Below are 13,047 nucleotides of genomic sequence, written 5' to 3'. Positions count from 1 at the left end.
GTGGTGTTCACGGGGCTCCTGTGGTGTGGGTGGGGCGCTACGGGCGGGAGGTCATGGCCGGTGCCTGCGCGTGGAGCCAGCAGGCGACCGTGCGGGAGTCGTCGCCGTCCGGTGCGGCGAGCGCCGGGACATGGGTGGCGCAGGCGTCGAGCGCCCGGCCGCAGCGGGGGTGGAAGGCGCAGCCGGCCGGCATCGCGGACAGGTGCGGGGGCGAGCCGGGGATGCCGGTGAGTTCGCGGCGGGCGCCGTGCAGGGCGGGGAAGGAGTGCAGCAGCCCGTCGCTGTAGGGGTGGCGGGGGTCCCGGTAGATCGTGGAGGCCGCCGCCTCCTCGACGATCCGGCCGCCGTACATGATCGCGATCCGGTCCGAGAACTCGATCAGCAGCGAGATGTCGTGGGTGATGAAGACGACCGAGAAGCCCAGCTCCTCGCGGAGTCCGACCAGTTGGCGCAGGATCTGGCGCTGCATGACGACGTCCAGGGCCGTCGTCGGCTCGTCCATGATGACGATCTCGGGCTCCAGCGCGAGCGCCATCGCGATCATCACGCGCTGGCGCATCCCGCCGGAGAGCTGGTGCGGGTAGGCGGGGAGCCGGTCGGCGGAGATGCCGACGAGCTCCAGCAACTCCTTTGCCCGGGCGGTCCGTCCGGCCCGTTTCAGCTCGGGGCGGTGGGCCCGCAGTACGTCGGTGAGCTGGCTGTGGACGGTGTGCACCGGGTTGAGCGAGTTCATCGCGCCCTGGAACACGATGGACAGCTCCTGCCAGCGGAAGGCCCGCAGCCCGGCGGCCGACAGGGCCAGCAGGTCGAGCGCCCCGCCGTCCCGTCGGTGGTAGTGGACCTCGCCGCCGGTGATCACCCCGGGCGGCTGGAGCAGCCGGGTCACCGCGTACGCCAGCGTGGACTTGCCGGAGCCCGACTCCCCGGCCAGGCCGAGGACTTCGCCCCGGTGCAGGGTGAGGTCGACGTCGCGCAGCGCGTGCACGGCGCCGGCCCCGGTGCCGTAGTCCACGTTCAGGCCGCGGACGGTGAGGACGGCCTCGTCGCCGCTCATGAGCCGGTCTCCTTGTCGTCCGTACCGCGGGTCGCGGATCCGCGCGTCACGGGGGTGAAGCCGACCCGCATCCGGACCTTCCGGGACGCGCCGGTCCCGGTGCGCAGGCGCGGGTTGACGAACTCGTCGATGCCGAAGTTGATCAGGGCGAGCGACATGCCGAGCAGGGCGATGCAGAGCCCGGCGGGGACGAACCACCACCAGGCGCCCTGGGCCAGGGCCTGGTTGGACTGCGCCCAGAACAGGACGGTCCCCCAGTTCCAGTCGGAGATGTCGGCGACGCCTATGAAGGCGAGGGTGATCTCGGAGAGGATCGCGAAGATCACGGTGGAGACGAAACCGGAGGCGATGACGGCCGTCAGATTGGGCAGCACCTCGAAGAAGATGATCCGCCAGGTCGGTTCGCCGGTGGCTCGGGCAGCCTCGACGTAGTCCCGGCGGCGCAGCGAGAGCGTCTGGGCGCGCAGCACCCGCGCCCCCCAGGCCCAGGAGGTGAGGGCGATGACGGCGGCGATCAGGATGTCGCCGGTGTCGGAGACGAAGCTGGCGATGATGATGATCAGCGGCAGCCCCGGGATGACCAGGAAGACGTTGGAGAGCAGGGAGAGCAGCTCGTCGGCGGTGCCGCCGAGGAAGCCGGCGCTGACTCCGATCAGTACGGACAGGACCGTCGCGAGTATCCCGGCGACGAAGCCGACGACCAGGACTCCGCGGGTGCCGACGAGGATCTGCGAGAGCACGTCCTGACCGGTCTGCGTGGTGCCGAACCAGTGGGCGGCGGAGGGCGGTCGGAGCAGTTGGTCGCTCATGGTGTCGGGGTCGTACGGGGCGATCCACGGTCCGAGGACCGCGATCACGGCGAAGAAGGCGAGGATCCCGAGGCCGATGACGGTCTTGCGGCCGCGCAGCAGGCGCGTCCCGCGTCTGCCGGGCGCCCGGGTCCCGTCCGGATCGGTCCCGGCCGGGCCGGTCACGACGGCCTCGGCGGCAGCGGTGGCCATGGACTAGGCCTCCCTTCGGGTACGGGGGTCGAGGGCCATGTAGAGGATGTCGGCGAGCAGGTTCGCCGCGAGGACGGAGAGCGTGATGATCAGGAAGACGCCCTGCATCAGGGGGTAGTCCTTGGCGCCCACGGCCTGGAAGAGCTGGTAGCCGATGCCGGGATAGGAGAAGACCATCTCCACCAGCAGGGTGCCGCCGACGATGAAGCCCAGTGAGAGGGCGAAGCCGGAGATGTTGGGGAGGATCGCGTTGCGTGCCGCGTACCCGAACATCACCCGGCGCTCGGAGAGCCCCTTGGCCTGGGCGACCATGACGTAGTCCTCGGAGGACACCGTCACCATCATGTTCCGCATGCCGAGGATCCAGCCGGCCACGGCGCTGAGCACGATGGTGAGGCCGGGCAGTGCCCCGTGGTAGAGCGCGCTGGAGACGAACGGCCAGTCGAAGGCGGGCACGAGCGAGCTGTCGTAGCCCCCGGCGGCCGGGAAGAGCGGCCATTTCACGGCGAACAGGGCGATGGCGATGAGCCCCAGCCAGAAGTACGGGATGGCCGAGATGAAGGTGGTGACGGGCAGCAGGCTGTCCATCCAGGAGCCGCGCCGCCAGCCGGTGAAGACGCCGATGCCGGTGCCGAGCAGGAAGCTGATCAGTGTGGTGATGCCGACGAGCGCGAGCGTCCACGGCAGCGACTGGGCGATCACCTCGCTGACCGGCGTCGGGAAGAAGGTGAAGGAGAGCCCGAGGTCGCCGTCGATCAGATGCGACCAGTAGTCGGTGTACTGCTGCCAGAGCGAGCGCTGCTCGTCCAGGCCGAAGAGTGCCTTGAGCGAGTCGACGGCGTTGGTGTCGAGCTGGCCCTGGAAGCGGGCGAGCAGCGCCTGGACCGGGTCGCCCGGCATCATGCGCGGGATCAGGAAGTTGATGGTGATGGCCGCCCAGGCGGTGACCAGGTAGAAGGCGAGCCGTTGCAGGAGGTATTTCACGCCGCGCTATCCTTCCGGGGCTCGTGGCCGGCTCCCGCTCCGTCCGCGTACAGCCAGCAGGCCGCCCACTGGCCGCCTTCGAGGTCGAAGCGGGGCGGCGCCTCGGTGCGGCAGCGGGCCATGGCCTTGGGGCAGCGGGGGTGGAAGCGGCAGCCCGGGGGCGGGTCGATGAGCGAGGGCGGTTCGCCGCTGCCGGTCTCCTCCCGCTCCGCCTCGGCGACCACCCGGTCCGGGTCGGGTGCCGAGGCGATGAGGAGCTGGGTGTAGGGGTGGGCGGGGCGCTGGGTGACGGTCTCGCTCTCGCCGCCCTCGACGATCCGGCCCGCGTACATCACCAGCGTCGTGTCCGCGAAGTAGCGGGCCGACGCGATGTCGTGGGTGATGTAGAGGACCGCCAGGCTCAGCCGGTCCTTGAGGTCCTTCAGCAGATTGAGCACGCCGAGCCGGATCGACACGTCCAGCATCGAGACGGGCTCGTCGGCGAGCAGCACCCGGGGATCGGCGCCGAGTGCGCGGGCGATGGCCACCCGCTGGCGCTGTCCGCCCGACAGCTCGTGCGGGAACCGGTCCAGGTACTGGTGCGCGGGGGTCAGCTGGACCCGGTCGAGCAGCGCGGTCAGGTTCTCCTCCAGCTCCGCGTCGCCGCTGCCCGCCCGGCCGTGGATCCGCAGCGCGCGGGTGAGGTGGTAGCGCACGGTGTGCACCGGGTTCAGCGAGGCGAACGGGTCCTGGAAGATGAGCTGGACCCGGCGTACGTAGGCGCGGAAGGACCGGCCCGCTCCGGCCTTCACGGGCGTGCCGTCCAGCCGGATCTCGCCGGCGGTGAGCGGATGGAGCCGGGCGAGCAGTCTGGCCACGGTGGACTTCCCGGAGCCCGACTCCCCCACCAGCGCCGTGACGGTGCCGCGCCGCAGTTCCAGCGAGACGTCGTCGACGGCGTGGACGGTACGTCGTCTGCCCGTGACGAGGTCGCGTCCGGTGCGGCGTACGGGGAAGTGCTTGGTGATGGAGCGTGCTTCGAGCACGACGTGGTTCGGTGGGGGCTGATTCGACATGGCCGTTCCCTGTGTCCCGTGTCCCTGGCTCTACTTGGCGGGCTGGAGCTTCAGCACGATCTGGAGCGCGGAGGGCTGGGTGTGCTGCGGCGGCGCGTACGGGTCGGCCTCGGTGGGCCAGCCCACCCAGTTCTTCGTGGAGTACTCGGCTCCGATGGGGGCGGCGGCCGTCGGGATCATCGGCGCCTGCTCGACCATGATCTTCTGGAGGGTGTTCATGGCCGCGGTGCGGGCGGAGTCCTCGGTGGCGCTCGCGAAGTCCTTGAGCGCCGCGGTGGCCTCGTCGTTCTTGAAGCGGCCGAAGTTGCCGAGCTGGGACGCCTTGCCGAGGGGCTGGAGCAGCGCGCCGTCCATGATGTTCTGGTACATGTCGTACGGGGTGGCGCCGCTGTTGGTCCAGTGCAGGGTGGCGTCGAAGTTGCCGTTGGCGACGTCCGCGCCCCAGGCCTCCGCCGTCTGCGTCTTGACCTTGGCCTCGATGCCGAGCTGCTTGATGTTGTCCTTGATGATGGCGAGACCGGTGATGTAGTCGTTCCAGCCGGCCGGGTCGGTGAAGGTGAGCTTCACCGGCTTGCCGTCCGGGTCCTTCAGTACGCCGCCGCTGAGCTCGAACCCGGCGTCGGCGAGCACCTTCCTGGCGCCCGCCACGTCGGGCGCGGTGGTGGCGTTCTTGTACTCGGGGGCGAGGAAGGACTCACCGGCGGGCAGCGGGATTCCGGTCGGGTTGGTGATCTCGGGGTAGAGGGTGGCCTCGGCCTGGGTGTAGATCGCCTTGCGGTCGACGACCATCGCCATGGCCTTGCGCAGCGCCGGGTTGTCGAACGGCTTGCGGGCGGTGTTGAACCAGAGTCCGTGGATGCCGAGCCCGGAGGGGAACCACAGCTTGTGGTTCTTCGGGTCCTTGGCGATGAACAGCTGCTTGTAGTTGGGCATGAAGACGAACGACCACTCGACCTTGCCGTTGGCCAGTGCCGTGGTCGCCGCGCTGTTGTCGTTGTACGCGGTGTAGCGCAGCTCCTTGACCTTGGTCCCGCCCTTCCAGTACGTGGGCGTGGCGGTCAGCGTGGTGGTCTGTGGGGTGAACGTCTTCAGCTTGTACGGGCCCGAGCCGACGGGTGTGCGGTTGGGCCAGGTCTCGGGGTTCTTGACGCCCTGCCAGATGTGCTTGGGCACGATGAACTGCTGGATGATCTTGTTCTGGTTGACGTACTGGGACTCCTTGAAGGTCAGCTCGACCTGCTTGCCGCGCACCGCGATCCCGTCGAACGGGATGCCGTTGCCGTTCAGCGCCGGGTGCTTCTTGAGGAGCTCGAAGGTGTACGCGACGTCGTCGGCGGTCAGCGGCTTGCCGTCGGCCCACTTGGCCTCGGGGTCGAGGGTGAAGGTGACCCGGGTGAAGTTGGACTCCCACTTCCAGTCGGTCGCCAGCCACGGGGCGGCCTTGTCCGCGGGCCGGATCTGGTTCGTCATGGCGAGCGGCTCGTAGATCATGAAGCGGTAGCCGAGCGTGGCACCCGCCGAGGTGCTGAGGAACGGGTTGCTGTTGTCGGTCTGCGGACCGTCCGGCTTGCCCAGGGTCAGCACGCCGGAGGCGCCGCCCCCTTTGCCCGCACCCGAGTTGGCGGACGAGCAACCGGCGGCGAGCGCCACCACTGCGGTGGCGATCGAGAGCGCTCTCAACGTGGCGTGACGTCGTTCGGACATGGCGACTCCAAGAGGGACTGCGGTCGGGAGGATCCGGGGAGTACGAAGGAGCGGTCGGCCGCGGGCTCCGGCCGGACCGCTACGGCGCCGAGTGGCGCACGACCAGTTCGGTGGGCAGCACGACCGGTGCGTCGGGCACGGGCGTGCCGCCGAGGTGGGAGAGCAGCATCCGCGCGGCCGTCTCGCCCATCTGCCGGGTGGGCTGGCGCACGGTGGTCAGTGGCGGTTCGGTGTGCTCGGCCATGGGGATGTCGTCGAAGCCGACCACGGCGATGTCGTCCGGCACCGAGCGCCCGGCCGCGCGCAGGGCCCGCAGCACACCGGCGGCGCTGATGTCGTTGTGCGCGAAGACCGAGTCGAACCGCGCACCGGAGGCGAGGAGTTGCTCCACGGCCAGCCGGCCGCTGCGTTCGGTGAAGTCCCCGTGGACGACGAGATCGGTGGGCAGGACCGTAAGGAATCCGTCCAGCCGGTCGCGTACGCAGCCGAAGTGCCGGGGCCCCGTGATGACCAGGGGTCTGGTGCGTCCGGCGGCCAGCAGATGGCGGGCGGCGCTCGCGCCCCCTTCGCGATTGGTGGTCACGACGGAGGGGAACTCGGGGTGGTGGCCGCGATCGTCGATCAGCACGATCGGCAGCCCGCCGCGGTGCAGGGCGGTGAGATGGTCGAGCGTGTTCTCGGGCTCGACGACCAGGAGCCCGTCGAAGGCGCGCGCCGACACCTGCCCGGTGAAGCGCTGTACGGACTCGGCGCCGCGGTTGCAGGTGAAGAGCAGCAGCCCGTAATCGGCCGCCTCGACGGTGTCCACGACGCCCTGGAGTACTTCGCCCATCCACGGCCAGGTGAGCGAGGGCACCAGCATGCCGACCGTACGGCTGCTGCCGCGGGCCAGTCCGACGGCGCCCGAGCTGGGTACGTAGCCGAGTTGTGCGATCACTTCACGAACGCGGGCGGCCGTGGCACCGTCCACCTCGCCCTTGGCGTTGACGACCCGCGACACGGTCGTCTTGCTGACGCCGGCCGCACGGGCGACATCGGCGATGGTGACGCGCATCGAGGCCTCCGGGACAAGGCGTGGCTACGGAGATGGAACCGGTTCCGGAACCGGTACCGGCGTTGCGGCGTGAGTTAACCCCGCCGGAACAGTGCCGTCAATACTTCACGCCGACATTGGTCCGGACCCATTTTCCTTACCGGCAGGGCGAGTTGTGCGTTCAGTTTCTGAACGCAAGCTCTGCCCGCCGCCGTGTGCGTGGGCCGTCGCCCGGCTTCCGCCCCGCTGCACAACCACTCGCGGCCCCTCGATGCCGGTCCACGCCGACGCCGAGGTCCAGGTGACCGGGGAGGTGGGCGGAGCAGGCAATGAAGTCCGCTCCGCGACTGCCGATGCGTGGCCTACCAGGTGGTGGTGCGCCCGCGTACCGTCGCGCCATGCACTTCGAAGACGACGAACCGGTGTTCAGGAAAAGCCGCTTGGGGACGAACCGCTACGAGTACAACCCCCGCAACCCGGTCGGCTTCGCCCTGATCGTCATCAGCGTCCTGCTCGTGGGAGGGATGCTCCTTCTCATGCATCTTCGCGCGGGCCCGTTCGCGTACCCGTCGTCCCCCTCACCGGTGAGCACGGAGACCGACGACACATGGCGGTATGTGCCAGGGGCGGAGGACCCCGGCGACGGCGGGAACCCCGGGTCCGATCCCTCCACGCTCCCGGAGGGCGACGACCCGGCGCCGTGACGCGGACAACCGGACTACCGGGCGGAGGAATTCCGGGCCCACGGCAGCCGTGCCATGGGCCCGTCCCCCGCGAGGGCTACTCCGTCGGCTCGATCCCCGCCCGCAGCAGGCCGTAGGTGTACGCGTCCTCCAGGGCCTGCCAGGACGCGGCGATGACGTTCTCCGCCACGCCGACCGTGGCCCAGTCGCCGGCTCCGTCGCCCGTGGTGATCAGGACTCGGGTGATGGACTCGGTGCCGGTGCGGCCTTCCAGGATGCGGACCTTGTAGTCGATCAGCTCCAGCTTGGCGAGCTGGGGGTAGATCCGTTCCAGGGCGACACGGAGCGCCCGGTCGAGGGCGTTGACCGGGCCGTTGCCCTCGGCGGTGGCGACGATGCGTTCGCCCTTGGCCCAGAGCTTCACGGTCGCCTCGTTGGCGTGCGTGCCGTCGGGGCGGTCCTCGACGATGGCGCGCCAGGACTCGGTGCGGAAGTAGCGGCGTACCCGGCCCTCGACCTCGGCGCGCAGCAGCAGCTCGAAGGAGGCATCGGCGGCCTCGTACGTGTAGCCCTTGAGCTCGCGCTCCTTGACCCGCTCGACGACGCGGCCGACGAGCTCGCGGTCGCCGCCGAGGTCGATGCCGAGTTCCTTGCCCTTGAGCTCGATGGAGGCGCGGCCCGCCATGTCCGAGACGAGCATCCGCATGGTGTTGCCGACCAGGGCGGGGTCGATGTGCTGGTAGAGGTCGGGGTCGACCTTGATCGCGGAGGCGTGCAGTCCGGCCTTGTGGGCGAAGGCGGAAACACCCACATAGGGCTGGTGGGTGGAGGGCGTCAGATTGACGACCTCGGCGATGGCGTGCGAGACGCGGGTCATGTCGGCGAGCGCGCCCTCGGGCAGGACGGTCTTGCCGTACTTGAGCTCCAGGGCGGCGACGACGGGGAAGAGGTTGGCGTTGCCGACCCGCTCGCCGTAGCCGTTGGCGGTGCACTGGACATGGGTGGCGCCCGCGTCGACGGCGGCGAGGGTGTTGGCGACCGCGCAGCCGGTGTCGTCCTGGGCGTGGATGCCGAGCCGGGCGCCGGTGTCGGCGAGCACCGTGGAGACCACGGCCTGGACCTGGGCGGGCAGCATGCCGCCGTTGGTGTCGCAGAGGATGACGACATCGGCGCCGGCCTCGGAGGCGGCGCGTACGACGGCCTTGGCGTACTCGGGGTTGGCGCGGTAGCCGTCGAAGAAGTGCTCGCAGTCGACGAAGACCCGGCGGCCCTGCTCGCGGAGGTAGGAGACGGTGTCGACGACCATCTCCAGGTTCTCTTCGAGGGTGGTGCGCAGCGCGAGTTCCACATGGCGGTCGTGGGACTTCGCGACCAGGGTGATCACCGGGGCGCCGGACGCCAGCAACGCCTTGACCTGGGGGTCCTCGGCGGCCTTGCCGCCGGCCCGGCGGGTCGCGCCGAAGGCGACCAGCTCGGCGTTCTTGAACTCGATCTCCTGCTGCGCGCGGGCGAAGAACTCGGTGTCGCGGGGGTTGGCGCCGGGCCAGCCGCCCTCGATGAAGCCCACGCCGAAGTTGTCCAGGTGCCGGGCGATGGTCAGCTTGTCCGCGACCGTCAGGTTGATGCCTTCACGCTGGGCCCCGTCGCGCAGTGTGGTGTCGAAGACATGGAAACTGTCGTCGGTGGCCTTGGCCTTGGTGGTCATGCTGGTCTGACTCCTGTCGGATGAGCGGATCCGGACGATCTGGCTCCACTTGCCCCCATCATCCCGTGCGCGCCTCGCCCCGGCCGAGGTGAGGGCCGGAAAACGAAAAAACCCCTCGCGGGTGCGAGAGGTCTGCGCGCGGGTCTGGGGCACGGTGGCCGTGCCGCACATGGTGGTGCGGGACGGTCACTGCGGACCGGCGCGCCTGCTGCCAATAATCATGACGGACGAGGGCACGGAAGCAGTCTTGCACAGGGCTGCCGCCGTGCCCCGCCCCGTCTCAGGATGCGGGCGTGACGGTGGTCGCTCCGGACGGCTCCGCGCCTGCCGGGTCCGCTTCCTCGGCGCCGACCCGGCCCAGGTCGATGTCGCGGGTCTCGCGCATGGTCAGGTAGACGACCAGGGAGACCGCCGCGCAGCCGGCCACGTACCAGTAGAAGCCGGACTCGATGCCCGCCTTCTTGAACCAGAGCGCCACGTATTCGGCGGTGCCGCCGAAGAGCGCGTTGGCGATGGCGTACGGCAGGGCGACGCCCAGGGCGCGGATGCCGGTCGGGAAGAGTTCCGCCTTCACGCAGGCGTTGATCGAGGTGTACCCGGTGACCACGACCAGGGCGAGCAGCGCCAGGCCGAAGGCGGGCCAGAACGTGCCCGCGTGCTTGAGCATCGTCATGATCGGCACGGTCAGGAAGGTGGAGCCGACGGCGAAGGTGATCAGCAGCGGGCGGCGGCCGATCCGGTCGGAGAGGAGACCTGCCAGCGGCTGGATGCACATGAAGACGAACAGGGCGCAGAAGCTGACGAGCGAGGCGGTGGGCTTGTCCATGCCGGCGCTCGTGGAGAGGAACTTGGAGAGGTAGGTCGTGTACGTGTAGTACGCGACGGTCCCGCCCATGGTCAGCGCCATCACCAGGAACGCCTCGCGCCTGTGCTGCCACAGGGCCTTCAGCGTGCCGCGGTCCTCCTGCTCGGCGGCGCCGGACTCCGCGTACACCTCGGTCTCCAGCATCGAACGGCGCAGGTAGAAGACGATCGCGGCGCCGAGCGCACCGACGATGAAGGGGATGCGCCAGCCCCAGCTGTGCAGGGCCGCCTCGGACATGTTGCGCTGCAGCACGATCTGGAGGCCGAGGCCGATCAGCTGCCCGGCGGTCATGGACACGTACTGGAAGCTGGAGGCGAAGCCGCGCCGGTGGGGTGCGGACGCCTCGGTGAGGTACGTGGCGCTGGCGGCGTACTCGCCGCCGACGGACAGGCCCTGGAGCAGCCGGGCCACCAGCAGGACGGCGACACCGCCGTACCCCGCGACGTCGTACGTCGGCGCGGCGGCGATGAGGATCGCGGAGGCCGACATCAGCGTGACGGTGAGGGTGAGCGCGGCCTTGCGGCCCCTGCGGTCGCCGATCCGCCCGAGCAGCCAGCCGCCGACCGGCCGCATGAAGAAGCCGACGGCGAAGATGCCCATGGTGTTCATGAGATTGGCGGTCTCATTGCCTTCGGGGAAGAACGAATCCGCGAAGTAGACCGCGAAGGTCGCGTACACGAACCAGTCGAACCACTCGACCATGTTGCCGGCCGAGCCGACCCAGATTTTCTTCCACTGCTCTCGTCCCATGGTCCGTCACCGTGCCCGAACCGCGGGGACCGGAACAAGGGCGCCGTGCGCAACGATCGCGCGTACTTACGTGCGTTTCGTTCACGGTCCGGTGGGCGCTACCGGACGGCGAGCGATTCCTCGACGAACTCCCTGACCTGCGCGATGACTTGGGAACGTCCGGTGCCGGGGAGGCCGACCGCGACATGGACGCTGAAGCCGTCGAGCAGGGCGCGCAGCCGGGTCGCGAACCGTTCGGCGTCGACCGGCCGGAACTCCCCGGCCGACGCGCCCCGCTCCAGCAGGTCCACCAGGTCGCGGTGCCAGGCGGCCTCGATGGCGGCCTGACGGGCACGCGCGTCGTCGTCCGCTTTCTGCGAGCGGTTCCACACCTCCAGCCAGAGCGTCCAGTGCGGATCGCGGGGGCCGTCGGGGAGGTACAGGTCGATGTACCCGTCGAGCCGCTCGCGGGCCGTCGCCGGCCCCGAGAGCAGGGCGCGCCGCTCCGCGCCGAGCCGTCCCTCGCTCCACTCCAGGGTCTGGAGCAGCAGCTCGTCCTTGGTGCGGAAGTAGTAGAGGAGGTGTCCGCTGCTCATCCGGACCTCGCGGCCGAGTCCGGCCATGGTGAGGCCGTCGAGCCCCCGTTCGGCGATGGTGGCCATGGCGGCGGCCAGCAGTTCCTCACGGGGCGGGGCGGTGTTGCGACGGCGTGGCGCGGGGGGCACGTTTCAGACCTTCGGCTGCTGCTGGGTGATGCAGTGGATGCCTCCACCGCCGGCAAAGATCGTACGGGCGTCGACGAGGGTCACCGTACGGTCGGGGAACAGCTCGCCGAAGATCTCCGCCGCTTCCTTGTCGCGCGGGTCGTCGAAGGCGCAGAGGACCACACCGCCGTTGCAGAGGTAGTGGTTGATGTAGGAGTAGTCGACCCACTCCCCGTCCGCCTGCAGCACGGTGGGCGCCGGGACCTCGACGACGTTCAGCGAGCGGCCCCTGGCGTCGGTGGCCTCGCGCAGGATGCGCACGGTCTCGCGGGTGATCTCGTGGTCGGGGTGGGCCGGGTCCGGCTGGACGTGGGCGACGACGGTGCCGGGACGGGCGAAGGCGGCGACGATGTCGACATGGCCGAGGGTGCCGTACATGCCGTAGTCACCGGCCAGTCCGCGCGGCAGCCAGATGGCCTTCTCGGTGCCGAGCCGGGCGTGGATCTCGGATTCGACCTGCTCACGCGTCCAGTCGGGGTTGCGCTCGTTGCCGAGCTGCACGGTCTCGGTGAGCAGTACGGTGCCCTCGCCGTCCACGTGGATGGCGCCGCCCTCGTTGACCAGCCGGGAGCTCTGCACGGGTACGCCGGCGAGCTCGGCGACGGAGCGGGCGATGTGCTGGTCGTGCTCCCAGCGGGCCCAGTCCTGGGCGCCCCAGCCGTTGAACGTCCAGTCGACGGCGGCCAGCCGGTTCCCGTCGGTGACGAAGGTGGGGCCGATGTCCCGCATCCAGGCGTCGTCGAGGGGGCGGACGGCGAGCTCGACGTCCGGGCCGAGGAGCGCGCGGGCACGGTCCTCCTGGCCGGGGCCCACCACCATCGTGACGGGTTCGAAGCGGCGCACGGCGCGGGCGACGGTGGCCCAGGCGGCGCGGGCCTCGTCCAGTTCGGCGTCGGTGTCGAAGGTGGGGTTGGGGCCCGGCCAGGCCATCCAGGTGCGTTCGTGCGGGGCCCACTCGGGCGGCATGCGGAAGGTCACTGCGGGTCCTTAGAGGAAGTAGAGGCGGTTGAGGGAGACGGATTCGGCGGGCTCGGAGCGCAGCGGGTCGCCGTCCAGGGTGACCAGACCGCTGCGGGCGTCCACGGCGACCTCTCCGGTACGGGAGTTGTGGATCAGGTCGCCGGGGCCGATGCCCCGGGTGCCGCGCACGCCGACGCGGCGACGGCGGGTGGGCATCGAGTCGGCGCCGAGCTGGGTGGCCGCCTGCGAGACGAAGGCCACGGAGATGTCGGCGGCGGTGGCGCCGTACGCCCCGAACTGCGGCCCGAGGACCAGGGGTTCGCAGGTGTCGGTGGCGGCGTTCGGGTCGCCCGTGACCCCGTACGCGGGGAAGCCGGACTTCAGTACGAGCTGCGGCTTCGCGCCGAAGAACTCCGGGCGCCAGAGCACGATGTCGGCGAGTTTGCCGGTCTCGATGGAGCCGACCTCGTGGGCGAGGCCGTGGGCGATGGCGGGGTTGATGGTGAGCTT

The 13,047-nt window shown here is 70.2% G+C and carries 12 protein-coding genes; 1 reads left to right on the top strand and 11 read right to left on the bottom strand.

Annotated elements, in window-relative coordinates; all coding sequences use genetic code 11:
* Window positions 1-37: 37 nt before the first annotated feature.
* The 6 genes from AB0D53_RS39280 to AB0D53_RS39255 all read right to left on the bottom strand — a co-directional run bounded on the left by AB0D53_RS39280 (window position 38) and on the right by AB0D53_RS39255 (window position 6,852).
* The gene (locus AB0D53_RS39280) at window positions 38-1,054 is read right to left on the bottom strand and encodes an ABC transporter ATP-binding protein (RefSeq protein ID WP_362454157.1); all 1,017 of its coding nucleotides are present in this window, start codon (window positions 1,052-1,054) and stop codon (window positions 38-40) included.
* On the bottom strand, window positions 1,051-2,055 hold the full coding sequence (locus AB0D53_RS39275) for an ABC transporter permease (protein WP_362454156.1): 1,005 nt from the start codon (window positions 2,053-2,055) through the stop codon (window positions 1,051-1,053). The genes AB0D53_RS39280 and AB0D53_RS39275 overlap by 4 nt, the downstream gene beginning before the upstream one ends.
* Before the next feature lie 3 nt (window positions 2,056-2,058).
* Window positions 2,059-3,039 (bottom strand): ABC transporter permease, encoded by a 981-nt coding sequence (locus AB0D53_RS39270; RefSeq protein WP_362454155.1) that lies wholly within the window; start codon window positions 3,037-3,039, stop codon window positions 2,059-2,061.
* Complete coding sequence (locus tag AB0D53_RS39265) at window positions 3,036-4,094, bottom strand: ABC transporter ATP-binding protein (RefSeq protein WP_362454154.1); 1,059 nt, start codon at window positions 4,092-4,094, stop codon at window positions 3,036-3,038. The genes AB0D53_RS39270 and AB0D53_RS39265 overlap by 4 nt, the downstream gene beginning before the upstream one ends.
* 30 nt (window positions 4,095-4,124) lie before the next feature.
* Complete coding sequence (locus tag AB0D53_RS39260) at window positions 4,125-5,798, bottom strand: ABC transporter substrate-binding protein (RefSeq protein ID WP_362454153.1); 1,674 nt, start codon at window positions 5,796-5,798, stop codon at window positions 4,125-4,127.
* Window positions 5,799-5,877: 79 nt separating this feature from the next.
* The gene (locus AB0D53_RS39255; protein ID WP_362454152.1) at window positions 5,878-6,852 is read right to left on the bottom strand and encodes a LacI family DNA-binding transcriptional regulator; all 975 of its coding nucleotides are present in this window, start codon (window positions 6,850-6,852) and stop codon (window positions 5,878-5,880) included.
* A 377-nt stretch (window positions 6,853-7,229) separates the two neighbouring features.
* Here AB0D53_RS39255 and AB0D53_RS39250 point away from each other — a divergent pair, with 377 nt between their 5' ends.
* Entirely contained in the window at window positions 7,230-7,535 is a 306-nt protein-coding gene (locus AB0D53_RS39250; RefSeq protein ID WP_362454151.1) for a hypothetical protein, read from the top strand.
* Window positions 7,536-7,611: 76 nt separating this feature from the next.
* On the opposite strand, the gene cimA is transcribed toward AB0D53_RS39250, so the two are convergent.
* The 5 genes from cimA to AB0D53_RS39225 all read right to left on the bottom strand — a co-directional run.
* Window positions 7,612-9,219 (bottom strand): citramalate synthase, encoded by a 1,608-nt coding sequence (gene cimA / locus AB0D53_RS39245; RefSeq protein ID WP_362454150.1) that lies wholly within the window; start codon window positions 9,217-9,219, stop codon window positions 7,612-7,614.
* A 280-nt stretch (window positions 9,220-9,499) separates the two neighbouring features.
* Window positions 9,500-10,834 carry an MFS transporter gene (locus AB0D53_RS39240; RefSeq protein ID WP_362454149.1) on the bottom strand — a complete coding sequence of 445 codons (1,335 nt, stop codon included), beginning with the start codon at window positions 10,832-10,834 and terminating at the stop codon, window positions 9,500-9,502.
* Window positions 10,835-10,932: 98 nt separating this feature from the next.
* A complete protein-coding gene (locus AB0D53_RS39235; RefSeq protein WP_362454148.1) occupies window positions 10,933-11,538 on the bottom strand; it encodes a TetR family transcriptional regulator C-terminal domain-containing protein in 606 nt (201 codons plus the stop codon).
* A gap of 3 nt (window positions 11,539-11,541) precedes the next feature.
* Complete coding sequence (locus AB0D53_RS39230) at window positions 11,542-12,543, bottom strand: agmatine deiminase family protein (protein ID WP_362454182.1); 1,002 nt, start codon at window positions 12,541-12,543, stop codon at window positions 11,542-11,544.
* Window positions 12,544-12,564: 21 nt separating this feature from the next.
* On the bottom strand, window positions 12,565-13,047 hold a 483-nt coding region (locus AB0D53_RS39225; RefSeq protein WP_362454147.1), incomplete at its 5' end, for an amidohydrolase family protein.

This window comes from Streptomyces sp. NPDC048295 (assembly GCF_040652135.1).
In the GTDB taxonomy this organism is placed as follows: domain Bacteria; phylum Actinomycetota; class Actinomycetes; order Streptomycetales; family Streptomycetaceae; genus Streptomyces.
The sequence above is the reverse complement of the archived record's forward strand: the minus strand, read 5'-3'. Positions and strand labels throughout refer to the sequence as shown.